Here is a 25,198-nt window from a genome sequence, read left to right as displayed (position 1 = left end):
GCCGTTGACGAGCGGAAGGGCAGATGGCGACCACGCAACTGGAAAGGCCGGGAAATGACGGCTTGAGCGATCGCGCCATGCGGATGCTGAAAGCCATGCCGCGCGCCTGGAACCGGTTCTGGCGCCTGGTTGCGCTTTACATGCCGAAACGGCTCTACGCCCGCTCGCTGATCATCGTCATCGCTCCGATGATCCTCTTGCAGTCGGTCGTCGCCTTCGTCTTCATGGAACGCCACTGGCAGACCGTGACGCAGCGCCTATCGCAAGCGACCGTACGCGACATCGCCGCCATTATTGACATGATGGAGGCCTATCCGCACGATGCCGACTACGCCAACATCATCCGCATCGCCCAGGACAGGATGCAGCTCAAGGTCGATCTTCTGCCGCCCGACCCACTGCCGCCGCCCGGGCCGAAACCGTTCTTCTCAATCCTCGATGAGGCTCTGTCGTCCGAGATCACCAGGCAGATCAACAGGCCGTTCTGGATCGACACCGTCGGCAACTCCAACATCGTCGAAGTCCGCGTCCAGTTGGAAGGCAAGGTGCTGCGCGTCTTCGTGCGCCGCAGCCAGGCCTATGCCTCCAACACCCACATCTTCCTGATCTGGATGGTTGGCACTTCGCTGGTCCTCCTGATGATTGCCATCCCCTTCCTGCGCAATCAGATCCGGCCGATCCTGACGCTCGCCGAGGCCGCCGAAAGCTTTGGCAAGGGCCGGCCGATGCCGCGCGATTTCCGCCCGCGCGGCGCCGAGGAGGTGCGGCGCGCCGGCTTTGCCTTCATCCAGATGCGCGAGCGCATCGAGCGCCAGATCGAACAGCGCACCGCCATGCTGACCGGCGTCAGCCATGACCTCAGGACCATCCTCACCCGCTTCAAGCTGCAGCTGGCTCTGGCCGGCGGCAAGGCCGAAACCAAGGCGGCGCTCGACCAGGATATCGACGACATGCAGTCGATGCTGGAAGGCTATCTCGCCTTCGCCCGCGGCGAGGCCTCGGAGGACCCCGGCCGTTTCGATCTCGACACCTATTTCCAGAAGCTCGGCGAAGAGGCCACGCTGCGCAAATGCAAGCTGTCGACCACGCTCGTCGGCGACCCACACGTGCATGTACGGCCGAACGCCTTCGCCCGGCTGCTGTCCAACGTCATCGGCAATGCCTTCCGCTACGCAAGGACGGTGGAGATCAACGCCGACCACAGAAGCGGCTCGCTTCTGGTTACCATCGACGACGACGGGCCGGGCATCCCGCGGGAAAAGCGCGAGGAGGTGTTCAAGCCCTTCCTGCGCCTCGACGAGGCGCGCAATCTCGACGCCAGCGGCACCGGCCTTGGCCTCTCCATCGCCCGCGACATCGCCCGCAGCCATGGCGGCGACATCACGCTGGAGGATAGTCCTCTCGGCGGCCTGCGCGCGGTGATCAGGGTTCCTGCCTGAAGCGAAGCCACGCTTCTCAGAAATACCGGCTTCATCCGCGCGTCATGAAACCATGGTGAAGAGCGCGCATGAAACGCGCGACTACGGTTGATTCGGCCATGCCGCCCCGATTCGAGCCCGTGCCCTCAAGGGGGCGCTGGAGCGAGGCGCCGGCTGCCGCCTGGCCGCCGTTCCGGCATCGCATCACGGGGAAAGACGACCTTTTCGGCAAAGGGGCGCCATGCGCATATTGATGGTCACCGACGCCTGGCGCCCGCAAGTCAACGGCGTCGTCCACACGCTGGAGCGGCTCGCCGAAACGCTGAAAGCCTTCGACGTCGAGCTGGATTTCCTGACCCCCAACATCTTCCGCACCCTGCCGCTGCCGACCTATCCCGACATCCGGCTGGCGCTGACGACGCCCGGCCATGTCGCGCGGCTGATCGATCAGCGCAGGGCCGACCACATCCATATCGTCACCGAGGGTCCGTTGGGCTTCATGGCGCGCCGCTATTGCCGCAATGCCGGCCGCCCGTTCACCACCAGCTATCACACGCGCTTTCCCGAATATCTCAGTGCCCGCCTGCCGGTGCCCGAGAGCTGGGCCTATCGCTGGCTGCGCGATTTCCACAATTCCGGTCAGGGCACGCTGGTCGCCACCCAGTCGCTGGCGGATGATCTTGCCGCGCGCGGCTTCAACAAGCTGAAACCCTGGACCCGCGGCGTCGACACCGACCATTTCCGGCCGGACAAGCGCAAGGACATGGGATTTCCGGGTCCGGTCTTCCTCTGCGTCGGCCGCGTCGCGGTCGAGAAGAACCTGGGCGCCTTCCTCGACCTCGATTTGCCCGGCAGCAAGGTCGTCGTTGGCGAGGGACCGGAACTCGCAAAGCTCAAGGCGCGCTATCCCAACGCCCATTTCCTCGGCCACCGACCGAATGACGAGCTGGCCGAGATCTACGCCTCGGCCGACGTCTTTGTCTTTCCGAGCCGTACCGACACCTTCGGCAACGTCATCATAGAGGCGCTGGCCAGCGGCACGCCGGTCGCCGCCTATCCGGTGACGGGTCCGATCGACATCGTCGGCGACGGTGTCGGCGGGGCGGTGTCGGGGGACCTGCGCGAGGCAGCCCTTGCCGCGCTTCACGTCGACCGCGCAGAGGCGCGCCAGCGCGCCATGCGCTACAGCTGGACGGCCTGCGCGGAGATGTTCCTCGACACGGTCGAAGAAGCGCTGGGAACGACGCGCAAGCTGGCCGCCTGATGGTGCCAGCGCCCAGGATGTATTGAGATTCAGGTCAGGCCGAACTGAGAATGCTGGGCTCGGGAACCGGAGCGGAGCCGTTCCTAAAGTACGCCAGCACCACAAGCGCAGGAGCCTGCCGTTCGCATTGCGGCCTCACCTGAATACCATGCATCCTAGAACAGACGCCCGCCGTCCGGCACCCTGTGCTCTATGGCGCCGAGCACGACCGCGCCCTCCTCGTCCGGAAAGCCGAGCGTTAGCACTTCCGACATGAACTTTCCGATCTGGCGCGGCGGAAAGTTGACCACGGCGAACACCTGCCGGCCGACAAGCGTCTCCGGCGCGTAGTATTTCGTGATCTGCGCCGAGGACTTCTTCACCCCGATCGCCGGACCGAAATCGATCTTCAGCTTGAATGCCGGCTTGCGCGCCTCGGGGAATGGCTCGGCCTCGATGATGGTGCCGGCGCGAATGTCGACCCGGTCGAAATCGGCGAAACTGATCTCGGGCTTGCGCGCGCCACTCGCACTCATCTTGGGTCCTGATCCGGCTCAGGCGGTGCCGTAGGTCTCGAACAGGACGCCGGCAAGCGCGTCCTTGGCCGAGGTTCCCGACCAGACCACGAACTGGAACGCCTGGAAATAGCATTCGCAGGCTTCGAGCGCCGACGACAGCAGCACCTCGACCTGCTGGCTCGACGGCTCGACCCCACCGGCAAGCAGCAGCGACTGGCGGAACATGATCGCGCCTTCCTGCTCCCACAGGTCGAAATGGCCGAACAGCATCTGTTCGTTGATCAGCGACAGGAGCCGCATCACTTCCAGCGCGCGCGCTTCCGGCACCTTGATGTCGAAGGCGCAGGCCAGGTGCAGCGCCTCGAAATCCTCCATCCAGGAGAAGGAGACGTGATAGTCGGTCCAGCTTCCCGCCACCGAAATCGAAATCTCGTCGTCGCCGGCACGCTCGAACGACCAGTCATTGTTGTGCGCCACCTGCTCGATGACGTCCACCGGGTGGATTTCGCGGGAGAATTCGAGTTCGAGAAGTTCCATGGATGCTTCCTGTGTTCAGGGGAGCGCCGCACGCTCCGCGGGGCACACACGACGAACAATCTTGTCTAGAACTCGGACGGCCAGGACTTTCTCAAACGCAAAGACCCAGACCGAACCCCACCGCCCGGCGCATGATCCCTGCTTCGAATCATGCAACAAATTCAGTCTATTGATCGGGAGTCGCGTGACCAGCCCAATTTTTCGCACTGCGTCATTCGCATGTGGAAAGGCGCTGTCGCGATGATTCATGCAATGCCGGTAAGCGATTCACGGCAAAGCGCTTTTTCGGATTGTGCTTTGTGGAAAAGTTTAACGATTATTTTTTTGTTTTGGGCTTCGCCGCCGCCGCTGGTGCGGCCTGGCCGGTGAGTTCGGCAAGCCTGGCCTCGAGCGCCTCAATACGGGCGGCGAGCAGGACGTTGTCCTCCCTCGCCTTCACCGCCATCTCGCGCGCGGCCTCGAATTCCTCGCGCTGCACTACATCCATGGTATTCAGGATTCGCTCGGCCTGGCCCTTGAAGGCCGTCTCCACCTCGCGCCGCACGCCTTGCGCGGCGCCGGCGGCATCCGTCATCAGCTTGGCGAATTCATCGAGAATGCGGTTCGGTCCGGTCGACATGGCAAATCCTCGCTTGCTCGATTTGACGTAGTGGCGCGCGGCGCGGAATGCAAGCGCAGCCTTGCCTTGACCCTGCCAAAACCCTGCCGCATGGTCCGCGCCCGAAACCAGACCGCGCCCGGGAGACCCTGTTGAGCGAATATTTTCTGTTGCCGCTGACCTCCCTGCCCTTCCCCAACATCGATCCGGTCATCGTCCAGATCGGCCCGCTGGCGGTGCACTGGTACGGCGTCGGCTACATCGTCGGCATCCTCTTTGCCTGGTGGTACGCCAAGCGCCTGGTCACCAATGCAAGACTGTGGCCCGACGGCGCCTTGCCGATGAAGCCGGAAGATCTGGACGACTTCATCGTCTGGGCAGCGATCGGCGTCGTGGTCGGCGGGCGAACCGGCTATGTGCTGTTCTACGACCTGCCGCGCTACATCGCGCATCCGCTGGATATCGTCGCCGTCTGGCAGGGCGGCATGTCGTTTCACGGCGGCCTGCTCGGCGTCATCCTGGCGATGACCCTGTTTTCGCTCAAGCGCGGTATCCGCACGTGGACGTTGTTCGACGTCGTGTCGGCCGGCGTGCCGGTCGGGCTTGGCCTCGTGCGCGTCGCCAACTTCATCAACTCCGAGCTCTGGGGCCGGCCAACCGACGTGCCATGGGCGGTGGAGTTTCCCAATGGCGGACCGTTTTCGCGCCATCCGAGTCAGATCTATGAAGCCCTGCTCGAGGGCCTGGTGCTGTTCCTCGTGCTGCGCTTCCTCACCCATTCCAGGCTGAAGCTGAAGACGCCGCGCTTCGTCGGCGGCGCCTTCATCTGTGGCTATGGCCTGTCGCGCATCTTCGTCGAGTTCTTCCGCGAGCCCGACCAGCAGCTCGGCTATCTGCTTGGCACCAACTGGCTGACCATGGGCATGATCCTGTCGACGCCCATGGTGCTGGCCGGCATCTGGGCGATGGCCACCGCCAGGCCGGTGACGCAGACGCAACCGGCATGACGCGGCTGAAGACCCGCATCATCGATCTCATCGGCACGGTGGGGCCGATCCCCGTCAGCGAATACATGGCGCTGTGCCTTTTCGACCCCGAGGACGGTTACTACACCACGCGCGAGCCTTTCGGCGCCGCGGGCGACTTCGTCACCGCGCCGGAGATCAGCCAGATGTTCGGCGAGCTGGTCGCCGTCTGGCTCTACCAGGCCTGGCAGGCCGCTGGCCGGCCTCTGCCCGCCACCGTCGCCGAGATCGGCCCCGGCCGCGGCACGCTGATGCAGGACTTGCTGCGCACCTTCCTGCGCCTCGATCCCGCTTTCGCAGGCGGCGCCACCTTCGCCATGATCGAGGCAAGCCCGCGCCTGACCGAAATCCAGCAGCGGACGCTCACCCGCCAGCCGGTGAGACTCGACTGGCACGAATCCGTCGAAACGTTGCCGAAGGCGCCACTCTTCATCGTCGGCAACGAACTGTTCGACGCCGTGCCCATCCGCCAGTTCGTCCGCAGCGGTGCCGGCTGGCGCGAACGGATGATCGGCCTCGACGATGACGATGGCCTGCGCTTCTTCGCCGGCGCAGGCTCGGTCGATCCGTCCCTGTTGCCCGACGACGCCGAGGACGCGCCGCAAGGCGCGATCGTCGAACTGGCGCCGGCCCGCGCCGCGCTGATGGGAACGATCGCTGAGCGGATAGCGGGGCACGGCGGCGCCGGCCTTTTCATCGACTACGGCCATCTCCGGCCTGGCATCGGCGACACGCTGCAGGCCTTGCGCAAGCATGATCACGACAACGTGCTGGCCAATCCGGGCGAAGCGGACCTCACCGCGCATGTCGATTTCGCCGCCCTGGCAGCGACCGCCCGGGCGCACGGCCTCGATGTCGAAACGACCACGCAGGGCGATTTCCTGCTCGGCATGGGCCTGCTCGAAAGGGCGGGATCGCTGGGCGCCAAGGCGGATGGAAAGTCGCGGCAAGCCATTTCCGACGCCGTTGAGCGGCTGGCTGGGCCTGATGCTATGGGGGAGTTGTTCAAGGTCCTGAAAATGCTGCCTAAGGCCGGTCCAGTCTCTTGAGCCAAGGCGGGCGGCCGGGTTGCGAACCCGGTCGCGCAAACGGGCTCTTGTCCGAACTTCACCTTGACGAAATCGCCGGCGCGGACAACAAACCCATCCATGCTCAATCAGACCAAACCGGATCCTGTTCGCTCACCCTTGCTCGAAGCGGCGAAAGCCAGGGGCATCCGCCACGGCTACTTCACCCGTATCGGCGGCGTCTCCGACGGCATCTATCGCGGCCTCAACATCGGCACCGGCTCGAATGACGATCAGGAGCGCGTCAAAGAGAACCGCCGCCGCGTCGCCGAATGGATGGGGGTGCCGGCCAGCCATCTGCTGACCGCGCATCAGGTCCACTCGCCCGATGTCGTCATCGCCAGGGAGCCCTTTGCCGGCCCTCGTCCCACGGCCGACGCCATCGTCACCGACCGGCCGGGCATAGCCGTCGGCGCCTCGACGGCCGATTGCGGGCCGGTGCTGTTCGCCGACACCGAGGCGCGCGTCGTCGGCGCCGCGCATGCCGGCTGGAAAGGCGCCTTCGCCGGCGTGCTCGAAAACACGGTCGCGGCGATGGAAGGCCTCGGCGCCCGCCGCGAGCGTATCGTTGCCGTTCTCGGACCGTCGATCGGGCCGGAGAACTACGAGGTCGGACCCGAATTCATCTCGCGTTTCGTCGACGCCGATGCCGGCAACATCAGCTATTTCGCGCCATCGGCCAAACCCGGCCATGCGCTGTTCGACCTCAACCTCTATACGGTCGACCGGCTGAGAAAGACGGGCGTCACCGCCGAGGGTCTCGGCCGCTGCACTTACACTGAAGAACACCTTTTCTATTCCTACCGGCGCACCACCCATCGCAAGGAAGCGGATTACGGACGCCAGGTTTCGGCAATTGTTTTGGAGAAAGAATAATGGCGCTGCACTTCGAACGATCGGAATTCGACGCGCGGCGCGACCGGCTCATCATCGAGATGACGGAGAAGAAGCTCGATGCCGTGCTCCTGTTCGCGCAGGAGAGCATGTATTGGCTGACCGGATACGACACGTTCGGCTTCTGCTTCTTCCAGTGCCTGGTGGTGAAGGCCGACGGGTCGATGGTGCTGCTGACCCGCTCGGCCGATCTCAGGCAGGCGCGCCAAACCTCGATCATCGACAACATCGTCCTGTGGACCGACCGCGACGGCGCCAACCCGGCGATCGACCTGCGCAACCTGCTCAACGAGCTCGACCTGCTCGGCGCCCGCATCGGCGTCGAATACGACACCCATGGCCTGACGGCGTACAACGGCCGCCGCCTCGACGAGCAACTGCAGACCTTCGGCCAGATCGCCGATGCATCGGGCATCGTTGGACGGCTGCGTCTGTTCAAGAGCCCGGCCGAGATCGCCAAGGTCGAAAAGGCCGCCAGCCTGTCCGACGACGCGCTCGATGCTGCCCTGCCGCTGATCAAGCAGGGCGGCGACGAGGCGCTGATCCTTGCCGCCATGCAGGGCGCGGTCTTTGCCGGCGGCGGCGACTACCCGGCCAATGAATTCATTATCGGCTCCGGCGTCGACGCGCTGCTCTGTCGCTACAAGGCCGGGCGCCGCAAGCTGACCAAGAACGACCAGCTGACACTCGAATGGGCCGGCGTCTTCCACCACTATCACGCGCCGATGATGCGCACGGCGCTGACCGGAAGGGTCTCGAAGCGCCATCAGGAGCTGTTCGATGCTGCCCGCGCCGCGCTTCTGGCGGTGGAGAAGGCGATGACGCCCGGCAACACCTTCGGCGACGTCTTCGACACACATGCCCGAACGCTCGAAGCCCACAACCTGACCAAGCACCGGCTGAACGCCTGCGGCTATTCGGTCGGCGCCCGCTTCACACCGTCATGGATGGACATGCCGATGTTCTATCAGGGCAATCCCGAGCCGATCGCGCCCAACATGACGCTGTTCGCCCATATGATCATTATGGACTCCGAAACCGAGACGGCGATGACCCTTGGCCGCACCTACCTCACCACCGAATCGCAGCCGAGGCCGCTGTCCCGCCATGATCTCGACTTGATCGTACAGTGAATCCATAATGGCAGGTTCGCGAGGGGCGTTCTTCGCCAGGGAGTTTTCGGGCAGATGAGACGATCGCAGGTGACGACCGTGTCATTGCTTGCCGCATTGGCGCTGGCCGCCTGCACCAATGCCAAGGACGTTCTGGAACCCTCTGCCATCACCCCGCCGGCGACCTCGGCCCAGACGCTGCCTGCCACTCAGAGCAACACGGCAACCACGACCGTTCCGGCGCCCTCGACGACGGCCCCGGCCGCTTCGTCGCCTACCCCTGCCTCACCGGCCCAGAGCGCCGCTGCTATCGCCAGGACAAGGTTGCAGGTGGCGCCGATCGTTGGCGCCTCGGTGGAGGCCGCGGCGCCGCTGACGGCCGAGCTTCAGACGCGTGCCAGGCAGCGCGGCATCACGCTTGCCGGCAGCACCGACCAGACCGCCACGCATGTGCTGAAGGGCTATTTCTCGGCAATTTCGGAAGGCAGCGACACCACGGTCATCTATGTCTGGGACATTTACGACCCCTCGGGCAACCGGCTGCACCGCATCAACGGCCAGCAGAAGGCGCCCTCGGTCAAGGGCGGCGATGGCTGGACGGCCGTCGCGCCAGCGACCATGCAGGGCATCGCCGACCAGACGGTCGACCAGTTCGCCGCGTGGCTCGGTGGACAGGCCGGCTAGGCTGTTGCCGGCTTTCATCGCCTGCGACGTTTTTGATCTTAGCCGACGGATTCCCGATGACGAGGCTTGCAATACCGGCGCGGGCCGCTAAAAGCCCGCATAAAAGGCTCATGAGAGTCTGTTCGGTCTCTCCATCCTTCACCAGGAACGGTGCATGAAGCTTTTCGCGGGCAATTCCAACAGGGTGCTGGCCGAAGCGGTCGCTCGCTATCTCAACATCCCGCTGGGGAAGGCCAGCGTCCGGCGCTTCGCCGATCAGGAGATCTTCGTCGAGATCCAGGAGAACGTGCGCGGCGAGGATGTCTTCATCCTGCAGTCCACCTCGTTCCCGACCAACGATCACCTGATGGAACTGCTCATCATGATCGACGCCTTCATGCGTTCCTCGGCCCGGCGCATCACGGCGGTCATCCCTTATTTCGGCTATGCAAGACAGGATCGCCGCGCTTCCGGCCGCACGCCGATCTCGGCCAAGCTTGTCGCCAACATGATCACCCGCGCCGGCGTCGACCGCGTGCTGACGCTGGATCTCCATGCCGGCCAGATCCAGGGCTTTTTCGATATCCCGACCGACAATCTGTTCTCGGTCCCGGTGATGGCCCGCGACGTGAAGGCGAAATACAAGCAGCTCGCCAATGTCGTCGTCGTCTCCCCCGACATTGGCGGCGTGGTGCGGGCGCGTGCGCTCGCCAAGCGCTTCGATGCGCAGCTCGCCATCGTCGACAAGCGCCGTGAACGCCCGGGCGAATCGGAAGTCATGAACATCATCGGTGCGGTCGCCGGCAAGGATTGCCTGTTGATCGACGACATCGTCGATTCCGGCGGCACGTTGTGCAACGCCGCCGATGCACTGCTCGCCAACGGCGCCACCAGCGTCACCGCCTACATCACTCACGGCGTGCTTTCGGGCGGAGCGGTTGCCCGCATCAGCAGCTCGAAGCTGCAGGAACTGGTGATCACCGATTCCATCCAGCCGACGCAAGCCGTGCTCGACGCGCCCAACATCCGCGTCATCTCGATCGCCGACCTGATGGGCGAGGCGATCTCGCGCACCGCGACCGAGGAATCGGTGTCGAGCCTGTTCGACTAGACCATTGCGTTTTCCGGTCTGGCCGGGCCGCTCAGCCGCCGCACTCCCTCCCCGGCATCGCGCGCGCCGCGCATATAGCCGCGTGGCGAGGCGCCCAGCATGCGCTTGAACATGGTGATGAAGGCCGGCACGCTGTCATAGCCGAGGTCGAGCGCTACCCTGGTGATCGGCTCGCCGTCGGCAAGCCTGGGCAGCGCCGCGAACAGGCACGCCTGCTGGCGCCATGTCGACAGCGACAGCCCGGTCTGGCGATGGAAGGCGCGGGTGAAGGTACGGCGGCTCATGCCGGCGGCGTTGGCCCATTCGTCGATCGTCGCATGCGGCGAGGGTTCGGCGACGAAGCGCCGGCAAAGCGCCGCCAGTTTCGGATCCGACGGGAACGGCAGGCCGAGCGGCCGTTCCGGCAGGTTCGGGATCTCATGCAGCAACAGGCCCATGATCAGCCCGCCGCGCCCTTCCAGTTCACCCCCTTGCGGCAGCTTTTCCGATTCCACGATCAGGCTGTGCATCAGCTCGGTGATGCCGACGACGCGCAGTCCCTCCGGCAGGCCGGCAATCGCGTTCGGCATCACATAGACCGAACGCATCGAGACATCGCCCAGCATCTCGACGGAATGCTCGATCCCGGCGGGGATCCACATCGCGTGGTCGGGCGGCACCATCCAGCGCCCGTGTTTCGTCGTCACCAGCACGACGCCGACCAGCGCATGCAGCAACTGGCTGCGGCTGTGGCGATGCAGTGGCACGTGATAGCCGTCGGGATATTCGGTCGGCAGCGCCACCGCTGGGCCGACAGCCTCCTCCAGCCACTGCCAGCGGCTCTGGTGCAGCCGGCCGAGTTCGGCGGCATCGCCCTTGAAGACTTCCCTGCCATGCGGCATTGGCAATGGCCCACTTGCGAAACTATTGGACCAAACCACGAAAGAAGTCGCTTTGCAACCATCCTATAAGGCTGCCTGCGGATCGCCGCCAGGAAGACCACGGAGCATGCCTTGACCGACACCACAGCCACCGCCGTCGCCACTCCGGCGCCGGCCAGCCACACTTCGGCGCAAGCGACGGCCTTCACCGTCATTCTTGCGGTGAGCTTCTGCCATTGCGTCAACGACATCATGCAGTCGCTGCTGTCGGCCATCTATCCGCTTTTGAAAGACAATTACGGCCTCGACTTCTGGCAGATCGGGCTTTTGACCTTCACCTTCCAAGTGACGGCGTCGCTGCTCCAGCCGCTGATCGGCGCTATCACCGACAAGCGGCCGATGCCCTATTCGCTGCCTTGGGGCATGGCCTCCTCGCTGATCGGACTGGTCGTGCTCGCACATGCCGGCCACTACTGGCTGCTGCTGATCGGCGCCTCGCTGATCGGCATCGGCTCGGCCATCTTCCATCCGGAATCCTCGCGCATCGCCCGCTTCGCGTCGGGCGGCCGCTTCGGCCTCGCCCAGTCGCTGTTCCAGGTCGGCGGCAATTTCGGGCAGGCGATGGGGCCGCTGCTCGCTGCCTTCATCGTCGTGCCCTTCGGCCAGACCAGCATCTCCTGGTTCGCCGTCGGCTCGCTGATCGGCATCATCGTTCTCTGGCAGGTCGGCGGCTGGTACAGCCGGCTGCGCGCTTCGCTCGCCAGCCGCAAGCAGGCAAGCCTCGTCTCGCCCTTCCCGCGCCGCAAGGTCATGTGGGCGCTGGCCGTGCTGACCTTGCTGGTGCTGACCAAGAACGCATACATCGCCTCGATCTCCAGCTACTACACCTTCTACGCCATCCATAAGTTCGGCGTTTCGGTGCAGATTTCGCAGGTCATGCTGTTCCTGTTCCTCGGCGCCTCGGCGCTGGGCATCCTGCTCGGCGGCCCGTTCGGTGACCGTTATGGCCAGAAGGCGATGATCTGGTTCTCGATCGTCGGCGTGCTGCCCTTCACGCTGGCGCTGCCCTACGCCAACCTCGAATGGACGATGGTGCTGACGGTGCTGATCGGTCTGATCCTGTCGTCGGCCTTCTCCAACATCGTCGTCTTCGCGCAGGAACTGGTGCCTGGAAGGGTCGGCATGATCGCCGGCATCTTCTTCGGCTTCGCCTTCGGCATGGGCGGCATCGCCGCCGCCGTGCTCGGCGTCCTGGCCGACATGAAGGGTATCGACTTCGTCTACCAGGTCTGCTCGTATTTGCCGCTGCTCGGCCTGCTGACGGTGTTCTTGCCGAACATGAAGGAAGCGCGGAAGGCGGAAGCGGCGACCCGCTAAGGAACCGCCGATCTTCGGGACTCGACGTGAGCTCGTGGCAGTTGCCACGCGCTCATGGATTCTCTCTCCACACGCCAGGCGAAAGCCTGTTAGTGTTTGAAACGTGTGCGCGACATCACGAGACGTAGCGCGAACGCCTTCAACTTGAACTAAGGTGCCGGGCTCAGCGCCCGATCGGTGCGCTGCGCTACGAGCGAGATGAGGCAATCTGTAGTGTCCAGACTTAAAGACAAGGTCGCGCTGATTACCGGCGGCACCAGCGGCATCGGTCTGGCGACGGCGCGGCGCTTCATTGAGGAAGGCGCTCGTGTCGCCATCACTGGCACCAACACGAGCCGTCTCGAGGAGGCCCGCAAGATTCTTGGCGGCGATACGTTTGTCATCGCCGCCGACGCCGGCGATATTACGACGCAAAACGATATCGCGCGACAGATCGGAGAAACCTTCGGCAGGCTCGACGCCGTCTTCCTCAACGCCGGCATCGCCGATCTACGCCCGCTCGATGACTGGACCGAGGCGGCGTTCGACAGGAGCATCGATATCGACCTCAAAGGCCCGTATTTCCTGATCAAGGCGCTGGTGCCGCTGCTTTCGAACCCGTCCTCGATCATCCTCAGCGGCTCGGTCAACGCACATATGGGAATGGCCGGGACACACGTCTATTCGCTCGCCAAGGCCGGCATGATCTCGCTCGCCAGAACGCTCTCCGGCGAACTCATAGGGCGCGGCATCCGCGCCAATGTGATCAGCCCGGGTCCGATCGACACGCCGCTCAACGACAAGCTCGGGCTGGATCCCGAAGCGGCGAAGGCGCGCGCCAAGGCGGTGGTCGGCCTGGTGCCTGCCGGTCGTTTCGGGACCGCCGAGGAAATTGCCAACGCAGTGGTTTTTCTCGCTTCGGACGAATGCCCGTTCATCGTCGGTGCGGAAATTCTGATCGACGGCGGCTTGAGCATCGCCTGATATCGGCACGGCCTGACGCAAGAACACCCGCCAGATGGCGGGTGTCTTGTGTTCCGAAAGGCCTTACGCCTTGAAGAAGGCCAGAAGGTCGGCGTTGATGATGTCGGCATGGGTCGTGGCCATGCCATGCGGAAGGCCCTTGTAGACCTTGAGCTCGCCCTTCTTGAGCAGCTTGATGGCCAGCAGCGCGGAGTCCGCGATCGGCACGATCTGGTCGTCGTCGCCATGCATCACCAGCACCGGCACGTCGATTGCCCTAAGGTCCTCGGTGAAGTCGGTTTCCGAGAATGCCTTGATGCAGTCGTAGTGCGCCTTGGTGCCGCCCATCATGCCCTGGCGCCACCAATTGTCGATGACGCCTTGCGAGACTTCGGCGCCGGGACGGTTGAAGCCGTAGAACGGGCCGGCCGGAACATCGCGGAAGAACTGGGCGCGGTTGGCGGCCTGGGCGGAGCGGAAGCCGTCGAACACCTCGATCGGCAGGCCGCCGGGATTGGCCGCGGTCTTGAGCATGATCGGCGGCACGGCGCCGATCAGCACCGCCTTGGCGACGCGGCCGCCAGCACCGTATTTGGCAACGTAGCGGGCCACCTCGCCGCCGCCGGTGGAATGGCCGACATGGATGGCGTTCTTGAGGTCGAGATGCGCAGCGAGTTCGGCGACATCGGCGGCGTAAGTGTCCATCTCGTTGCCGGTATCCGTCTGGGTGGAACGGCCATGGCCGCGCCGGTCATGAGCGATGACGCGATAGCCCTTCGAAAGGAAGAACAGCATCTGGGCGTCCCAGTCGTCGCTGCTCAACGGCCAGCCGTGATGGAAGACGATAGGCTGGCCGGCTCCCCAATCCTTGTAGAAAATCTCGGTTCCGTCCTTGGTGGCGATCGTGCTGCTGCCGGGCTTGGTCATCTCAATCTCCATTGATTATTTTCGCGATAATCAATATCGCGACAACAATGTGGTTAGCGCAGATCGAACCCCTTGTCCATAAGAAATATGTATCGCGATATCATTTTTCGTGGTAAACATTGAGAAATGCTCAGTCGGCAAAAGGAATTCGCCGTGCCTCTCCCGTTGGACAATCAGCTCTGTTTCGCCCTCTACGCCACGAGCATGGCGATCAACCGCACCTACAAGCCCATGCTCGACGAGATGGGGATTACCTACCCGCAATATCTCGTGCTCAACGCCCTGGGAGAGGCAGATGGCATGTCGGTCGGCGCGATCGCGCGCAGGCTGGCGCTGGAATCGAGCACCGTGACGCCTCTGGTCAAGCGCATGGAGCAGGCCGGTCTTGTGAGCCGCCAGCGCAGCCATGCCGACGAACGCCAGGTGCAGGTCGATCTCACCGTGGCCGGCCGGGCGCTGCTCACTCAATGCAACTGTCTGGGTGAAACGCTCATCGAGCGCTCCGGGATGACATTGGCCGAGATCGATTCGCTCACCCAAAAAGTCTGGGCCTTGCGCGAGGCGCTGGCTGCCGATCAGACCGCTGTTCCGGGCCGACCGTTGGAAATGTAACTCTTCACGCGCGGCAATGGCGGCGCCTCGAGACCCGCGAAAGGATCGCGCCATGCATCGATCGCCTCGAGTTGGTCATACCAGCGACGTATCGACGGATAGTCGTCGAGCGGTAGCCCGGCAGCATCGTTGAAGGGCAGAAACGTCGCCATGCGAAAGTCGGCGTAGGAGACGGAATTTCCGACCAGCCACTCCCTTTGCGCGAGCACCGGGGCGAGGATGGCGGCAGCCGCGTGGAAAACCCTGAAGCCTTCCTCGACGAGGGCCTGGTCGATAGGACCCAGCCCCCAGCGCTGCTTGGTGCCGCGCTCGAAATGCACCATGTCGCAGCCTCTGGCGAAATTCTCCTTGCCCCAGCTTATCCAGCGGATCATGTCCGGCTCATCGTCCCCGCCGCGCCAAAAATTCGAGCCCACCTCGCGGGAGAGCCGACAGGCGATGGCGTCGGCTTCCCACAGGCTCCATCCGGAGCCGACCAGTATCGGCAAGGTCAGATTTGGGTTGAGCACGCGATAGCGCTCGGCCTGCCCCGATACCATGGGTGAGGCGAATTCGAACGTAACGTCCGCCTTGAGATGGCGTGCCGTCGCGACTCCAAGGCGAGGATTGGGATTGCGGCTGAACAGGAGTTTCATATCGGATCCTCACGGATTGGTTGAGACAACTGCCGCAGGACGATTGAAGCCTGCCCGATCCTACATCCGGACGGACGGGATTCTTGACTGTATGCTTTCGACATTGGAAATGTCGCGAAAGCCTTCCAGACCAACCGCTTGCGCCTGCGCCCGCCTTCCGCTATAGAGCCGCCACCCGCGTAGACACCCTTGGAGGCAACGCGGCGGAAGGCTGCCTTCCCTTGTGATCCCCGAACAAAGGTCCGCTTCTGGCGGCCACCGGCGTTCGGACATCCAGGCCTGGCGGCTTTCGACGTTTCGGCTGGGCATATTGCCTGCCGCAAACGCTCCACAACACGCGAAAGGAAATGCCATGAGCCACGATACTTACGAGCTCAAGGCCGAAGCGCGCGAACAGGTCGGTAAGGGGTCCGCCCGTGCAGTTCGCCGCAACGGTAAAGTGCCTGCAGTGATTTACGGCGACAAGCAGCCTCCCCTGGCGATCGCCCTCAACTACAAGGACGTCTACTACAAGATCCACGGCGGCGGGTTCCTGACCACGGTGGCCACGATCGATGTCGGCGGCAGCAAGATCCAGGTTCTGCCCAAGGACTTCCAGCTCGACCCGGTCAAGGATTTCCCTGTCCATGTCGACTTCCTGCGCATCGGCAAGGACACCGAGGTCAATGTCGACGTGCCTGTCCACTTCATCAACGAGGACAAGTCGCCCGGCATCAAGCGTGGCGGCGTGCTCAACATCGTGCGTCACGAGGTCGAGTTCCACTGCCCGGCCAATGCGATCCCGGAATTCATCACCATCGATCTCGCCGGCACCGATATCGGCGACTCGATCCACATCTCGGCGGTCACGCTGCCGGCCGGCGTCAAGCCGGTGATCTCGGACCGCGACTTCACCATCGCGACCATTGCCGGCTCCTCGGCGATGAAGCCCGAGGTGGAAGAGACGGCCGAGGCGGCAGCGCCCGAAGCGGCTCCGGCCGCCGAAGAGAAGTAATTTTCCCGCCCGGAGACGACGATGCTTGTGTTCGCAGGCCTCGGCAATCCGGGCGCGAAATATGCCAACAACCGGCACAATGTCGGTTTCATGGCGGTGGACGCAGTCGCCCGCCGCCATTCTTTTTCGCCCTGGTCGAAGAAATTCCAGGGCCTGATCGCCGAAGGCACGCTCGCCGGCGAAAAGATCCTCCTGATCAAACCGCAGACCTTCATGAACCTGTCCGGCCAGGCGGTCGGCGAGGCGCTGCGCTTCTACAAGCTCGAACCTGCCGCGCTCACCGTCTTCTATGACGAGATCGACCTTGCCGCCGGCAAGGTTCGGGTCAAGGTCGGTGGCGGCTCCGGCGGCCACAACGGCATCCGCTCGCTGGACGACCATGTCGGCAAAGCCTATCGCCGCGTGCGTGTCGGCGTCGGCCATCCGGGCGTCAAGGAAATGGTGCACGGCCACGTGCTTGGCGACTTCGCCAAGGCGGACCGCGAATGGCTCGAGGTTCTGCTCGACACCATCGCCGACGACGCCGGCCTGCTGGCCAAGGGCGACGACAATTCCTTCATGAACCGCATCACGCTCGCCCTGCGTGAAAAACTGACGCCGACCGGCGACGACGATCGCCCGCCACCCAAGGCGCCAAAGGCGCAGAGCCACATCCGCCAGGCCAGGCCGCAGCAGGCGCCGGCAAAGCTGCCCGAAACGGGCCCGATGGCCGCCATGCTGAAGAAGCTGTTCGGCGGCAAGGGCTGAACGTCGCCGGGGATGGCGGCCGAGGGGTTGACGTTCGTCACTCCTTTCGCCCATAGCCCTGATCAAATTTCGATTTCCCGATAGGACCGGACACAATGGGTTTCAAATGCGGCATCGTCGGCTTGCCTAATGTCGGCAAGTCGACGCTCTTCAACGCGCTGACCAGGACGGCGGCGGCGCAGGCCGCCAACTACCCGTTCTGCACCATCGAGCCAAACACCGGCGAGGTGGCGGTGCCGGACCCGCGCCTGCAGAAGATCGCCGCCATCGGCAAGTCGAAGGAGATCATCCCGACCCGCATCTCCTTCGTCGACATTGCCGGCCTGGTGCGCGGCGCCTCCAAGGGCGAAGGGCTGGGCAACCAGTTCCTCGCCAACATCCGCGAGGTTGACGCCATCGTCCATGTGCTGCGCTGCTTCGAGGACGACGACATCACCCATGTCGAGGGCCGCATCGACCCCGTCGCCGACGCCGAGACGGTCGAGACCGAGCTGATGCTCGCCGACCTCGAAAGCCTCGAGCGCCGCATCGTCCAGTTCCGCAAGCGCGCCGCCGGCAAGGACAAGGAAGCGATGGCCGTGCTGCCGATGATGGAGGCAGCGCTCGAACTGCTGCAGGCGGGCAAGCCGACCCGCATCCTGCTAAAGGGCATAGGACCGGAGGATCTGCGCATCCTGCAGGGGCTGAACCTGCTCACCTCGCATCCGGTGCTTTATGTCTGCAACGTCGCCGAGGCCGATGCCGCGACCGGCAACGAGCACTCCAAGGCCGTGGAAAAGATGGCCGCCGCTCAGGGCGCCGGCACCGTCGTCATCTCGGCAGCGATCGAAGCGGAGGTTGCCCAGCTTTCCGACGACGAGGAGATGGAGTTCCTCGCCTCGCTCGGCCTCGACGAACCGGGTCTCAACAAGGTGATCCGCGCCGGCTACGACCTTTTGCATCTCATCACCTATTTCACCGTCGGACCGAAGGAGACGCGCGCCTGGACTATCCACAAAGGCGATAAGGCGCCGCAGGCGGCCGGCGTCATCCACACCGATTTCGAGCGCGGCTTCATCCGTGCCCAGACCATCGCCTACAACGACTTCGTCACGCTCGGCGGCGAAGTCGCGGCCAAGGAGGCCGGCAAGGCGCGCGACGAAGGCAAGGAGTATGTCGTTCAGGACGGCGACATCATGCTGTTCAAGTTCAACACCTGATGCTCGCGGCGGCGCGCGTCCGGCAGATTGCGCCCTCCCGTCGCCTGTCTTGACCTCATCATGCCGCAGGTCTAATCGGCTGGTGCTCGCGGGCTCCTCGAAGCCCATGCAGTCCTGACGACGCTTCGAACGAAAATCTCTTCGATCCAGCAAGGGAGATCCGGCGATGATCAAGGCATTCGTCGTGGACAATGATCGGCTGCGTCTGGTTGATGACCTTGTGGCAAATGGCGACAAGGTTGTCTGGGCCGATCTTTTCAATCCGACCAAGGACGAGGAAACCGCCATCGAGAGCTGGCTCGGCGTCGCCATCCCGACGCGCGAGGAGATGGAGGAGATCGAAATCTCCAGTCGCCTCTACATCGAGGACGGCGCCTATTTCATGACCGCGACGCTGCCGGCCCAGACCGAGGCCGACGACCCGTTGATGTCGCCGGTAACCTTCGCGCTGGCCGGCAGCCGTCTGGTCACCGTGCGCTATCACGAACCGAAGGCCTTCAAGACGTTTCCGCTGCGCGCCGAGAAGGTGGCGACCGGCTGCACCAGCGGCGACACCATCCTGATCGGCCTACTGGAAGCGATCGTCGACCGCCTCGCCGACATTCTGGAGCGCGCCGGCCGCGACGTGGAAGCGATCTCGCGCGATATCTTCGAGGCCAGGTCGACCAAGGTCTCCAAGCGCAACCGCGACTTCCAGGAGTTGCTCAAGGCCATCGGCCGCAAGGAGGACATCGCCTCCTCGATCCGCGACAGCCTGATCTCGCTGCAGCGCCTGGCCGGCTTCCTCGCCCACGTCGCGACCCAGACCAAGATGAGCAAGGACATCCGCGCCCGCGTCAAGACCCTGTCGCGCGACGTGCTGTCGCTCGCCGACCACGCCACCTTCCTGTCGCAGAAGATTTCGTTCCTGCTCGACGCCACCCTTGGCATGATCTCGATCGAGCAGAACGCCATCATCAAGATCTTCTCGGTCGCCGCCGTCATCTTCCTGCCGCCGACGCTGGTCGCCTCGATTTACGGCATGAATTTCAATGTAATCCCCGAACTGAAATGGGAGTTCGGCTACCCCTTCGCCATCGCCATGATGGTGATCTCGGCGATCCTGCCCTTCTGGTATTTCCGCCGCCGCGGCTGGCTCTGACGGCGGCGCCGCCCTCCGGCTGGCTCACCAGAAATGACTTGACCAAATGCCTGTTGGCCGGCATCCGGGATGCCCGATCCTCGGGATCGCGCGTTCGCCTAATCGGAAATGGACCATGACCGGAAAGACCTGGGCCTATGAGGATTTCGTCGAGGGCGCCTCGCACGACCTCGGCACGAAAAATGTAAGCGCTGCGGAGATCATCGAATTCGCCAGCGAGTTCGATGCCCAGCCGATGCACCTCGACGAGGCGGCCGGCAAGGCCAGCATCCTCGGCGGCTTGTCGGCTTCGGGTTGGCACACCTGCGCGATGTTCATGCGCATGCTGTGCGACGCCTTCTTGCTGGACTCGACCTCGCAAGGCTCGCCCGGCATCGACCACGTCAAATGGAAGAAACCGGTCCTGGCCGGCGACACGCTTTGCGGCACGGTCACCGTGCTCGCCAAGCGCCAGTCCAAGTCGCGGCCTCAGCTCGGCCTCGTCTCCATGCGCAGCGAACTGTTCAACCAACGCGGCGAAAGCGTCTTCGAGCTCGAGAACACCGGCATGTTCCTCGCGCGTGATGCCGCAAAGGACCCGTCATGACTTTGGACGAGTTCTTCCTGATCGGCCAGACCGTCACGCTCGGCGCGCACAAATTCGGTCCGGACGAGATCAAGGCCTTCGCCCGCAAATACGACCCGCAGGTCTTCCACGTCGATGAGGAGGCCGCGAAGAACAGCGTGCTCGGCGGCTTATGCGCCTCGGGCTGGCACACCGCGGCCACCTGGATGAAATACAATCTCGAAAAGCGCATGGAGACCGAGGGCGTGCGCTGGACAGGCCCGGGCCCACAACCCGAATTCGGCCCCTCGCCCGGCTTCCGGAACCTGAAATGGTTGAAACCGGTCTATGCCGGCGAGACCGTCACCTTCTCGCGCACCGCGCTTGCCCACCGCCCGCTTGCCGCGCGTCCCGGCTGGAACCTGCTCACGCTGCGCTGCGAAGCCTTCGATTCGACAGGCGACAAGGTCATCGAATTCGACAGCGCGGTGCTGGTGAAGGTGGAGTAGTGAATGGTGAATGGTGAATGGTGAGTAGTGAGCGGCAGGTAGAGACCCAGCGTCTCTCATTGAGCAATGATCTTCACTATTCACTATTCACTATTCACTATTCACTAGTGCCCCTCGAACCCGATCAGCGTCCTTACCGGCACACCGAGCGCTTCGAGCTTCTGGCGCCCGCCGAGGTCCGGCAGGTCGATGACGAAGCAGGCGGCGACGATGTCGGCGCCAATCTGGCGCAAAAGCTTCACCGCCGCCTCCGCCGTGCCGCCTGTGGCGATCAGGTCGTCGACCAGGATCACCTTCTCGCCCTCCGAAACGCCATCCTTGTGCATCTCCATCTCGTCCAGCCCGTATTCCAGGCTGTAGGCGACGCGCACCGTCTCGTAGGGCAGCTTGCCCTTCTTGCGGATCGGCACGAAGCCGGCAGATAGCTGATGGGCGACGGCGCCGCCGAGGATGAAGCCGCGCGCCTCGATGCCGGCGATCTTGTCGACCTTCAGCCCGACATAGGGATGCACCAGCTCGTCGATGGCGCGACGAAAGGCACGGGCATTGCCGAGCAAGGTGGTGATGTCGCGAAACAATATGCCCGGCTTCGGATAGTCGGGAATGGTGCGGATGGCCGCGAGCAGCGTTTCTTCGAGAGAGGATTTCATGGGCGGTTGATCCGTTGCCGTAGAGTTTTGCCGGCTAGAGCCGAAAAAGAAAAGGGCGCCGTCCGGCGCCCTCGCATTTTTCCGGCAAGTCCCGGCTCAGTGCGCCACGTCGGCCCATACCTTGCGCTTGGTCATGTAGACCAGGGCGCCGAACAACGCCAGGAACACCAGCACGCGGAAGCCGGTCTTCTTGCGGTCCTCCAGGTGCGGCTCGGCCGCCCACATCAGGAAGGCCGAGACGTCGCGCGAATACTGGTCCACCGTCTGCGGCGAGCCGTCGTCATAGGTCACTTGGCCGTCGGAGAGCGGCTTCGGCATCTTCAGCGACACGCCGGACAGGAAGTACGGGTTGTAGTGCGTACCCTCTGGAATCACCATGCCGGCCGGCGGCGTCTGGTCATAGCCGGTGAGCAACGAATGGATGTAGTCCGGGCCGCCCTGGGCGTACTGGGTGAAAATATCGAAGACGAAGCGCCGGAAGCCTCGCTCGACGCCGCGTGCCTTGGCCAGCAGCGACATGTCGGGCGGAGCGGCGCCGCCATTGGCCGAAGCGGCCGCCTGCTCGTTCGCGAACGGCGCCGGGAAGTGATCGGACGGCTTGCCAGGGCGGTCGAACATGTCGCCGGCATCGTTGGGACCGTCATGGATCGTGTATTCGGCGGCCAGCGTTTTCACCTGCGCGTCCGAATAGCCGAGCCCTTCCAGCGTGCGGAAGGCCACCAGGTTCATCGAATGGCAGGCCGAGCAGACTTCCTTGTAGACCTTCAGGCCACGCTGCAGCTGGGCCTTGTCATAGGTGCCGAATGGTCCGGCGAAGCTCCAGCTCATTTCCTTCGGTTCGTCGATCGGGAAATGTGTCGGTGCGGCCGCGTTGTGTTCCTCCTCGGCGATGGCCGCGGTGCCCGCGGCCAGCAAGCCAAGCAGAGCCAGCGAGGTGAGAATCTTTTTCATACCCAAATCCCCTTAGATTCTCAGCCCTTGGTTTCCGGCGCGGCGTTCGCGCCAGCCGGATGGCCGGCGCCGGCACCCTTGTTCTTCTCCAGCACCGCCTCGGTGATCGAGTTCGGCAGACGCCGCGGCGTCTCGATCAGGCCGAGCACCGGCAGCGCAACCAGGAAGAAGGCGAAGTAGAACAGCGTTGCCATCTGCGCCATGAAGACGTAGCTGCCTTCCGCCGGCTGCGAACCCAGCCAGCCGAGCAGGATGGCGTCGGCCACGAACAGCCAGAAGAACAGCTTGTACCAGGGTCGGTAGACCGCCGAGCGCACCTTGGAGGTGTCGAGCCAAGGCACCAGGAACAGCATGGCGATGGCGCCGAACATGCACAGCACGCCGCCGAGCTTGGAGTTGATCGGCCCGATATTGAAGGTGATGGCGCGCAGGATCGCGTAGAACGGCAGGAAGTACCATTCCGGAACGATGTGGGCCGGCGTCTTCAGCGGGTTGGCCACCGTGTAGTTGTCCGGGTGGCCGAGGAAATTCGGCAGGTAGAAGACGAAATAGGCGAAGACGAACAGGAACACGATCATGCCGAACGCGTCCTTGATGGTCGCGTAGGGCGTGAAGGCGACCGTGTCGGTCTTCGACTTGACCTCGATGCCGGTCGGGTTCGATTGCCCGACGACATGCAGTGCCCAGATATGCAGCACGACGACGCCGGCAATCATGAACGGCAAAAGGTAGTGCAGCGCGAAGAAGCGGTTCAGCGTCGGGTTGTCGACGGCAAAGCCGCCGAGCAGCAGCTCCTGGATCCAGTTTCCAACCAGCGGAATGGCGCTGAAGAAGCCGGTGATGACGGTGGCGCCCCAGAAGCTCATCTGCCCCCACGGCAGCACGTAGCCCATGAAGCCGGTGGCCATCATCAACAGGTAGATGATGCAGCCGAGGATCCACAGCAGCTCGCGCGGCGCCTTGTAGGAACCGTAATAGAGGCCGCGGAAGATGTGGATGTAGACGGCGACGAAGAAGAACGAGGCACCGTTGGAATGGAGATAGCGCAGCAGCCAGCCCGAATTCACGTCGCGCATGATCTTCTCGACCGAATCGAAGGCGAGAGTGGTGTCGGACGTGTAGTGCATCGCCAGAACGATGCCGGTCAGGATCTGCGACGCTAGCATGATCGACAGGATGCCGCCGAAGGTCCACATGTAGTTGAGGTTGCGCGGCACCGGATAGGCGACGAAGCTGTCATAGACCAGCCTGGGCAGCGGCATGCGGGCGTCGAACCAGCGTCCGATACCGGTCTTGGGCGTATAGGTCGAGTGTCCCTCGCTCATCGAAATATCCCCTGCCTCAACCGATAAGGATCTTGGTATCGGAAATGAACTTGAATACCGGCACCGCCATATTCTCGGGCGCCGGGCCTTTGCGGATGCGGCCGGCGGTGTCGTACACCGAGCCGTGGCACGGGCAGAACCAGCCGCCGAAATCGCCTTCCTGGCCGAGCGGGATGCAGCCGAGATGGGTGCAGACCTGGACCATGACCATCCAGGCTTCCTTGCCGGGCGTCGTGCGGTTGGCGTCGGTCGCCGGAGCGTCGGCCGGCAAATTGGCGTTACGGGCGATCGGGTCCTTCAGGTCGGCGAGATCGACGGCCTCCCCGTCCTTCATCTCCTTTTCGGTGCGGTTGCGCACCACGACCGGCTTGCCGCGCCACTTGACGACCAGCGACGAGCCCGGCGTCAGCGAGGAGACGTCCACTTCGACCGAGGCCAGCGCCAGTGTCGAGGCGTCGGGGCGCATCTGATCGATGAACGGCCATGCGACAGCCCCCGCGCCGACCACCGCGGCCATGCCGGTGGCGACATAGAGGAAATCACGACGGTTGGGATCGTGGGTATCGGTTGCGCTCACGGGTGCCTGATCCTTTCGCCTCTTCCGTGCCGGCGGCCGAGCCTTGTCCCCGCTCAATCGCGCCGGCCCGACAGCGCATGGCGAACAGGCTAGCGAATTCCTCCGGCATTTGGAGTTCGGTTTATGCGTGAAGCCAGTTTTTGTCCAGTCGGGTGAAGGCACAAGGTCAGATTGTCGCGGGGGCTAAATCCGGCGCCGGGTGGCACCGCGCCGAAGGATCGCCAACTGGCCGGAAACGGGGGGAAAAACAATGGCAAACCGGTGCCGCGCCTTTGCCTCGACAGCAGGCGCCGGCTCGGTCTATCCTGCCGTCATGGCGCATGTCATCGACCGCGACAAATGGGCCAGGATGCCCGACCGTTGGCAAGGCGAACTCGAGTGCGGCGCCTGGGGTTCCAACTCCTGCCTGATCTTCAACTTTCTGCCCGGCACCGGTGGCGGCCCGCGCCTGCACCGGCACCCGTACAGCGAGATATTCATTGTCCGCCAGGGCAGCGGCCTGTTCACGGTCGGCGACCGGGAGATCGAGGCATTCGCGGGCCAGATCCTGATCGTGCCGCCCAACACGCCGCACAAATTCACCAATCTCGGTCCCGGCCCGCTGGAGACCATCGATATCCACGAGAACGGCAGCTTCGTCACCGAGTGGCTGGAGTAGATCCCGAACCTCCTGTTCGGCAAGAGTCCCGAAGGCAGCGCCTATTTCGCGCCGAGCCTGACCAGAACCGCTCTCGGGATATTGTATTCGCGGATGACCGCATCGTGCTTGCGCAGGCCGCAGAGCTCGCGCTGGATGAAGTAGGCATGGACGGCCTCGGCGGCATCCTTGAGGAGCCGGGGCCGCCTTTCCTCATCGCCGCCATCCTCGCGCAGTCTCGCCAGCGTCTGCTCGACGCGCTGGCCGGCGCGGCCGAGCGCCGCCGCCTTCTCGGCGAGGATTTCGTGGCCGAGCAGGTCGAGCGCGTTGTCCTGCGCGCCCGCTCGTCCAAAATACGAAGGCATGCGAACCGACATTCCTCTTC

29 protein-coding genes are annotated in these 25,198 nt (G+C 63.9%); 18 read left to right on the top strand and 11 right to left on the bottom strand.

All coding sequences use genetic code 11. The features are described 5' to 3' along the window. The first annotated feature begins 23 nt into the window (after positions 1–23). Together EJ073_RS29350 and EJ073_RS29345 are read left to right on the top strand one after the other, a co-directional pair. Positions 24–1,439 carry an ATP-binding protein gene (locus EJ073_RS29350; RefSeq protein WP_126058696.1) on the top strand — a complete coding sequence of 472 codons (1,416 nt, stop codon included), beginning with the start codon at positions 24–26 and terminating at the stop codon, positions 1,437–1,439. A gap of 220 nt (positions 1,440–1,659) precedes the next feature. Next, positions 1,660–2,682: a glycosyltransferase family 1 protein gene (locus tag EJ073_RS29345; RefSeq protein WP_126058695.1), complete on the top strand. Its 1,023-nt coding sequence runs from the start codon at positions 1,660–1,662 to the stop codon at positions 2,680–2,682. A gap of 155 nt (positions 2,683–2,837) precedes the next feature. On the opposite strand, the gene EJ073_RS29340 is transcribed toward EJ073_RS29345, so the two are convergent. The 3 genes from EJ073_RS29340 to EJ073_RS29330 form a co-directional block, all read right to left on the bottom strand. Beyond that, positions 2,838–3,197 (bottom strand): tRNA-binding protein, encoded by a 360-nt coding sequence (locus EJ073_RS29340; RefSeq protein WP_126058694.1) that lies wholly within the window; start codon positions 3,195–3,197, stop codon positions 2,838–2,840. A gap of 18 nt (positions 3,198–3,215) precedes the next feature. Then, positions 3,216–3,716 (bottom strand): YbjN domain-containing protein, encoded by a 501-nt coding sequence (locus EJ073_RS29335; RefSeq protein ID WP_126058693.1) that lies wholly within the window; start codon positions 3,714–3,716, stop codon positions 3,216–3,218. A 316-nt stretch (positions 3,717–4,032) separates the two neighbouring features. Further along, entirely contained in the window at positions 4,033–4,335 is a 303-nt protein-coding gene (locus EJ073_RS29330; protein WP_126058692.1) for an accessory factor UbiK family protein, read from the bottom strand. 131 nt (positions 4,336–4,466) lie between these two features. Here EJ073_RS29330 and lgt point away from each other — a divergent pair, with 131 nt between their 5' ends. The 6 genes from lgt (at position 4,467) to EJ073_RS29300 (ending at position 10,186) form a co-directional block, all read left to right on the top strand. Next, positions 4,467–5,321, top strand: a complete 855-nt coding sequence (lgt, locus tag EJ073_RS29325; protein ID WP_126058691.1) for a prolipoprotein diacylglyceryl transferase — start codon at positions 4,467–4,469, stop codon at positions 5,319–5,321. Then, on the top strand, positions 5,318–6,388 hold the full coding sequence (locus EJ073_RS29320; RefSeq protein WP_126058690.1) for a class I SAM-dependent methyltransferase: 1,071 nt from the start codon (positions 5,318–5,320) through the stop codon (positions 6,386–6,388). Before lgt ends, EJ073_RS29320 begins: the two co-directional genes overlap by 4 nt. A gap of 99 nt (positions 6,389–6,487) precedes the next feature. Continuing rightward, positions 6,488–7,282, top strand: a complete 795-nt coding sequence (gene pgeF, locus EJ073_RS29315) for a peptidoglycan editing factor PgeF (protein WP_126058689.1) — start codon at positions 6,488–6,490, stop codon at positions 7,280–7,282. Beyond that, positions 7,282–8,433, top strand: coding sequence for a Xaa-Pro peptidase family protein (locus tag EJ073_RS29310; RefSeq protein WP_126058688.1), 1,152 nt, complete (start codon positions 7,282–7,284; stop codon positions 8,431–8,433). The genes pgeF and EJ073_RS29310 overlap by 1 nt, the downstream gene beginning before the upstream one ends. A gap of 54 nt (positions 8,434–8,487) precedes the next feature. Next, positions 8,488–9,096 (top strand): hypothetical protein, encoded by a 609-nt coding sequence (locus EJ073_RS29305; RefSeq protein WP_126058687.1) that lies wholly within the window; start codon positions 8,488–8,490, stop codon positions 9,094–9,096. Between the two features lie 154 nt (positions 9,097–9,250). Beyond that, the gene (locus EJ073_RS29300; RefSeq protein ID WP_126058686.1) at positions 9,251–10,186 is read left to right on the top strand and encodes a ribose-phosphate pyrophosphokinase; all 936 of its coding nucleotides are present in this window, start codon (positions 9,251–9,253) and stop codon (positions 10,184–10,186) included. On the opposite strand, the gene EJ073_RS29295 is transcribed toward EJ073_RS29300, so the two are convergent. Beyond that, entirely contained in the window at positions 10,183–11,067 is an 885-nt protein-coding gene (locus tag EJ073_RS29295; RefSeq protein ID WP_126058685.1) for a helix-turn-helix transcriptional regulator, read from the bottom strand. The genes EJ073_RS29300 and EJ073_RS29295 overlap by 4 nt on opposite strands. A 111-nt stretch (positions 11,068–11,178) precedes the next feature. Here EJ073_RS29295 and EJ073_RS29290 point away from each other — a divergent pair, with 111 nt between their 5' ends. Together EJ073_RS29290 and EJ073_RS29285 are read left to right on the top strand one after the other, a co-directional pair. Continuing rightward, positions 11,179–12,423, top strand: coding sequence for an MFS transporter (locus tag EJ073_RS29290; protein WP_189375492.1), 1,245 nt, complete (start codon positions 11,179–11,181; stop codon positions 12,421–12,423). 213 nt (positions 12,424–12,636) lie between these two features. Beyond that, positions 12,637–13,386, top strand: coding sequence for an SDR family oxidoreductase (locus EJ073_RS29285; RefSeq protein ID WP_126058683.1), 750 nt, complete (start codon positions 12,637–12,639; stop codon positions 13,384–13,386). A 63-nt stretch (positions 13,387–13,449) separates the two neighbouring features. Here EJ073_RS29285 and EJ073_RS29280 read toward each other — a convergent pair whose 3' ends face one another. Then, the gene (locus tag EJ073_RS29280) at positions 13,450–14,292 is read right to left on the bottom strand and encodes an alpha/beta hydrolase (protein WP_126058682.1); all 843 of its coding nucleotides are present in this window, start codon (positions 14,290–14,292) and stop codon (positions 13,450–13,452) included. Positions 14,293–14,445: 153 nt separating this feature from the next. Between EJ073_RS29280 and EJ073_RS29275 the strand changes: the two genes are divergently transcribed. After that, a complete protein-coding gene (locus tag EJ073_RS29275) occupies positions 14,446–14,904 on the top strand; it encodes a MarR family transcriptional regulator (protein WP_126059384.1) in 459 nt (152 codons plus the stop codon). Here the strand turns inward: EJ073_RS29275 and EJ073_RS29270 are convergent. Then, positions 14,868–15,539 (bottom strand): glutathione S-transferase family protein, encoded by a 672-nt coding sequence (locus tag EJ073_RS29270; RefSeq protein WP_126058681.1) that lies wholly within the window; start codon positions 15,537–15,539, stop codon positions 14,868–14,870. The two genes, EJ073_RS29275 and EJ073_RS29270, sit on opposite strands and share 37 nt — an antisense overlap. A 352-nt stretch (positions 15,540–15,891) precedes the next feature. Here EJ073_RS29270 and EJ073_RS29265 point away from each other — a divergent pair, with 352 nt between their 5' ends. The 6 genes from EJ073_RS29265 to EJ073_RS29240 all read left to right on the top strand — a co-directional run bounded on the left by EJ073_RS29265 (position 15,892) and on the right by EJ073_RS29240 (position 20,673). Continuing rightward, entirely contained in the window at positions 15,892–16,533 is a 642-nt protein-coding gene (locus EJ073_RS29265) for a 50S ribosomal protein L25/general stress protein Ctc (RefSeq protein WP_126058680.1), read from the top strand. A 21-nt stretch (positions 16,534–16,554) separates the two neighbouring features. Beyond that, positions 16,555–17,280 (top strand): aminoacyl-tRNA hydrolase, encoded by a 726-nt coding sequence (gene pth / locus EJ073_RS29260; RefSeq protein WP_126058679.1) that lies wholly within the window; start codon positions 16,555–16,557, stop codon positions 17,278–17,280. A gap of 95 nt (positions 17,281–17,375) precedes the next feature. Next, positions 17,376–18,479: a redox-regulated ATPase YchF gene (ychF, locus tag EJ073_RS29255; protein WP_126058678.1), complete on the top strand. Its 1,104-nt coding sequence runs from the start codon at positions 17,376–17,378 to the stop codon at positions 18,477–18,479. 166 nt (positions 18,480–18,645) lie between these two features. Next, positions 18,646–19,620 (top strand): magnesium/cobalt transporter CorA, encoded by a 975-nt coding sequence (gene corA, locus EJ073_RS29250; protein WP_126058677.1) that lies wholly within the window; start codon positions 18,646–18,648, stop codon positions 19,618–19,620. Between the two features lie 115 nt (positions 19,621–19,735). Next, the gene (locus tag EJ073_RS29245; RefSeq protein WP_126058676.1) at positions 19,736–20,206 is read left to right on the top strand and encodes a MaoC family dehydratase; all 471 of its coding nucleotides are present in this window, start codon (positions 19,736–19,738) and stop codon (positions 20,204–20,206) included. Then, positions 20,203–20,673, top strand: coding sequence for a MaoC family dehydratase (locus EJ073_RS29240; protein ID WP_126058675.1), 471 nt, complete (start codon positions 20,203–20,205; stop codon positions 20,671–20,673). Before EJ073_RS29245 ends, EJ073_RS29240 begins: the two co-directional genes overlap by 4 nt. Positions 20,674–20,777: 104 nt before the next feature. Here EJ073_RS29240 and EJ073_RS29235 read toward each other — a convergent pair whose 3' ends face one another. The 4 genes from EJ073_RS29235 to petA form a co-directional block, all read right to left on the bottom strand. Then, entirely contained in the window at positions 20,778–21,323 is a 546-nt protein-coding gene (locus EJ073_RS29235; protein ID WP_126058674.1) for an adenine phosphoribosyltransferase, read from the bottom strand. A 96-nt stretch (positions 21,324–21,419) separates the two neighbouring features. Further along, complete coding sequence (locus EJ073_RS29230; RefSeq protein ID WP_126058673.1) at positions 21,420–22,274, bottom strand: cytochrome c1; 855 nt, start codon at positions 22,272–22,274, stop codon at positions 21,420–21,422. Positions 22,275–22,294: 20 nt separating this feature from the next. Next, complete coding sequence (locus EJ073_RS29225) at positions 22,295–23,599, bottom strand: cytochrome b N-terminal domain-containing protein (RefSeq protein WP_126058672.1); 1,305 nt, start codon at positions 23,597–23,599, stop codon at positions 22,295–22,297. A gap of 16 nt (positions 23,600–23,615) precedes the next feature. Further along, positions 23,616–24,116 carry a ubiquinol-cytochrome c reductase iron-sulfur subunit gene (gene petA / locus EJ073_RS29220; RefSeq protein WP_245455790.1) on the bottom strand — a complete coding sequence of 167 codons (501 nt, stop codon included), beginning with the start codon at positions 24,114–24,116 and terminating at the stop codon, positions 23,616–23,618. A 373-nt stretch (positions 24,117–24,489) separates the two neighbouring features. On the opposite strand from petA, the gene EJ073_RS29215 reads away from it, so the two are divergent. Continuing rightward, positions 24,490–24,834 (top strand): cupin domain-containing protein, encoded by a 345-nt coding sequence (locus tag EJ073_RS29215; RefSeq protein WP_126059383.1) that lies wholly within the window; start codon positions 24,490–24,492, stop codon positions 24,832–24,834. Between the two features lie 41 nt (positions 24,835–24,875). On the opposite strand, the gene EJ073_RS29210 is transcribed toward EJ073_RS29215, so the two are convergent. Next, positions 24,876–25,190: a DUF6665 family protein gene (locus EJ073_RS29210; protein ID WP_126058670.1), complete on the bottom strand. Its 315-nt coding sequence runs from the start codon at positions 25,188–25,190 to the stop codon at positions 24,876–24,878. Positions 25,191–25,198: the final 8 nt, after the last annotated feature.

Source organism: Mesorhizobium sp. M4B.F.Ca.ET.058.02.1.1 (genome assembly GCF_003952505.1).
In the GTDB taxonomy this organism is placed as follows: Bacteria; Pseudomonadota; Alphaproteobacteria; order Rhizobiales; family Rhizobiaceae; genus Mesorhizobium.
The sequence above is the reverse complement of the archived record's forward strand: the minus strand, read 5'-3'. Positions and strand labels throughout refer to the sequence as shown.

What these genes read in the sequence shown, in the direction of transcription:
- EJ073_RS29210 (WP_126058670.1), bottom strand. Translation starts at nt 25,190, where the DNA reads ATGTCGGTTCGCATGCCTTCGTATTTTGGACGAGCGGGCGCGCAGGAC.
- EJ073_RS29335 (WP_126058693.1), bottom strand. Translation starts at nt 3,716, where the DNA reads ATGGAACTTCTCGAACTCGAATTCTCCCGCGAAATCCACCCGGTGGAC.
- EJ073_RS29305 (WP_126058687.1), top strand. Translation starts at nt 8,488, where the DNA reads ATGAGACGATCGCAGGTGACGACCGTGTCATTGCTTGCCGCATTGGCG.
- EJ073_RS29230 (WP_126058673.1), bottom strand. Translation starts at nt 22,274, where the DNA reads ATGAAAAAGATTCTCACCTCGCTGGCTCTGCTTGGCTTGCTGGCCGCG.
- pth (WP_126058679.1), top strand. Translation starts at nt 16,555, where the DNA reads ATGCTTGTGTTCGCAGGCCTCGGCAATCCGGGCGCGAAATATGCCAAC.
- EJ073_RS29225 (WP_126058672.1), bottom strand. Translation starts at nt 23,599, where the DNA reads ATGAGCGAGGGACACTCGACCTATACGCCCAAGACCGGTATCGGACGC.
- EJ073_RS29330 (WP_126058692.1), bottom strand. Translation starts at nt 4,335, where the DNA reads ATGTCGACCGGACCGAACCGCATTCTCGATGAATTCGCCAAGCTGATG.
- EJ073_RS29295 (WP_126058685.1), bottom strand. Translation starts at nt 11,067, where the DNA reads ATGCCGCATGGCAGGGAAGTCTTCAAGGGCGATGCCGCCGAACTCGGC.
- petA (WP_245455790.1), bottom strand. Translation starts at nt 24,116, where the DNA reads ATGGCCGCGGTGGTCGGCGCGGGGGCTGTCGCATGGCCGTTCATCGAT.
- EJ073_RS29235 (WP_126058674.1), bottom strand. Translation starts at nt 21,323, where the DNA reads ATGAAATCCTCTCTCGAAGAAACGCTGCTCGCGGCCATCCGCACCATT.
- EJ073_RS29265 (WP_126058680.1), top strand. Translation starts at nt 15,892, where the DNA reads ATGAGCCACGATACTTACGAGCTCAAGGCCGAAGCGCGCGAACAGGTC.
- EJ073_RS29240 (WP_126058675.1), top strand. Translation starts at nt 20,203, where the DNA reads ATGACTTTGGACGAGTTCTTCCTGATCGGCCAGACCGTCACGCTCGGC.
- EJ073_RS29340 (WP_126058694.1), bottom strand. Translation starts at nt 3,197, where the DNA reads ATGAGTGCGAGTGGCGCGCGCAAGCCCGAGATCAGTTTCGCCGATTTC.
- EJ073_RS29310 (WP_126058688.1), top strand. Translation starts at nt 7,282, where the DNA reads ATGGCGCTGCACTTCGAACGATCGGAATTCGACGCGCGGCGCGACCGG.
- EJ073_RS29350 (WP_126058696.1), top strand. Translation starts at nt 24, where the DNA reads ATGGCGACCACGCAACTGGAAAGGCCGGGAAATGACGGCTTGAGCGAT.
- EJ073_RS29270 (WP_126058681.1), bottom strand. Translation starts at nt 15,539, where the DNA reads ATGAAACTCCTGTTCAGCCGCAATCCCAATCCTCGCCTTGGAGTCGCG.
- EJ073_RS29300 (WP_126058686.1), top strand. Translation starts at nt 9,251, where the DNA reads ATGAAGCTTTTCGCGGGCAATTCCAACAGGGTGCTGGCCGAAGCGGTC.
- corA (WP_126058677.1), top strand. Translation starts at nt 18,646, where the DNA reads ATGATCAAGGCATTCGTCGTGGACAATGATCGGCTGCGTCTGGTTGAT.
- EJ073_RS29345 (WP_126058695.1), top strand. Translation starts at nt 1,660, where the DNA reads ATGCGCATATTGATGGTCACCGACGCCTGGCGCCCGCAAGTCAACGGC.
- pgeF (WP_126058689.1), top strand. Translation starts at nt 6,488, where the DNA reads ATGCTCAATCAGACCAAACCGGATCCTGTTCGCTCACCCTTGCTCGAA.
- EJ073_RS29215 (WP_126059383.1), top strand. Translation starts at nt 24,490, where the DNA reads ATGGCGCATGTCATCGACCGCGACAAATGGGCCAGGATGCCCGACCGT.
- EJ073_RS29320 (WP_126058690.1), top strand. Translation starts at nt 5,318, where the DNA reads ATGACGCGGCTGAAGACCCGCATCATCGATCTCATCGGCACGGTGGGG.
- EJ073_RS29280 (WP_126058682.1), bottom strand. Translation starts at nt 14,292, where the DNA reads ATGACCAAGCCCGGCAGCAGCACGATCGCCACCAAGGACGGAACCGAG.
- ychF (WP_126058678.1), top strand. Translation starts at nt 17,376, where the DNA reads ATGGGTTTCAAATGCGGCATCGTCGGCTTGCCTAATGTCGGCAAGTCG.
- EJ073_RS29245 (WP_126058676.1), top strand. Translation starts at nt 19,736, where the DNA reads ATGACCGGAAAGACCTGGGCCTATGAGGATTTCGTCGAGGGCGCCTCG.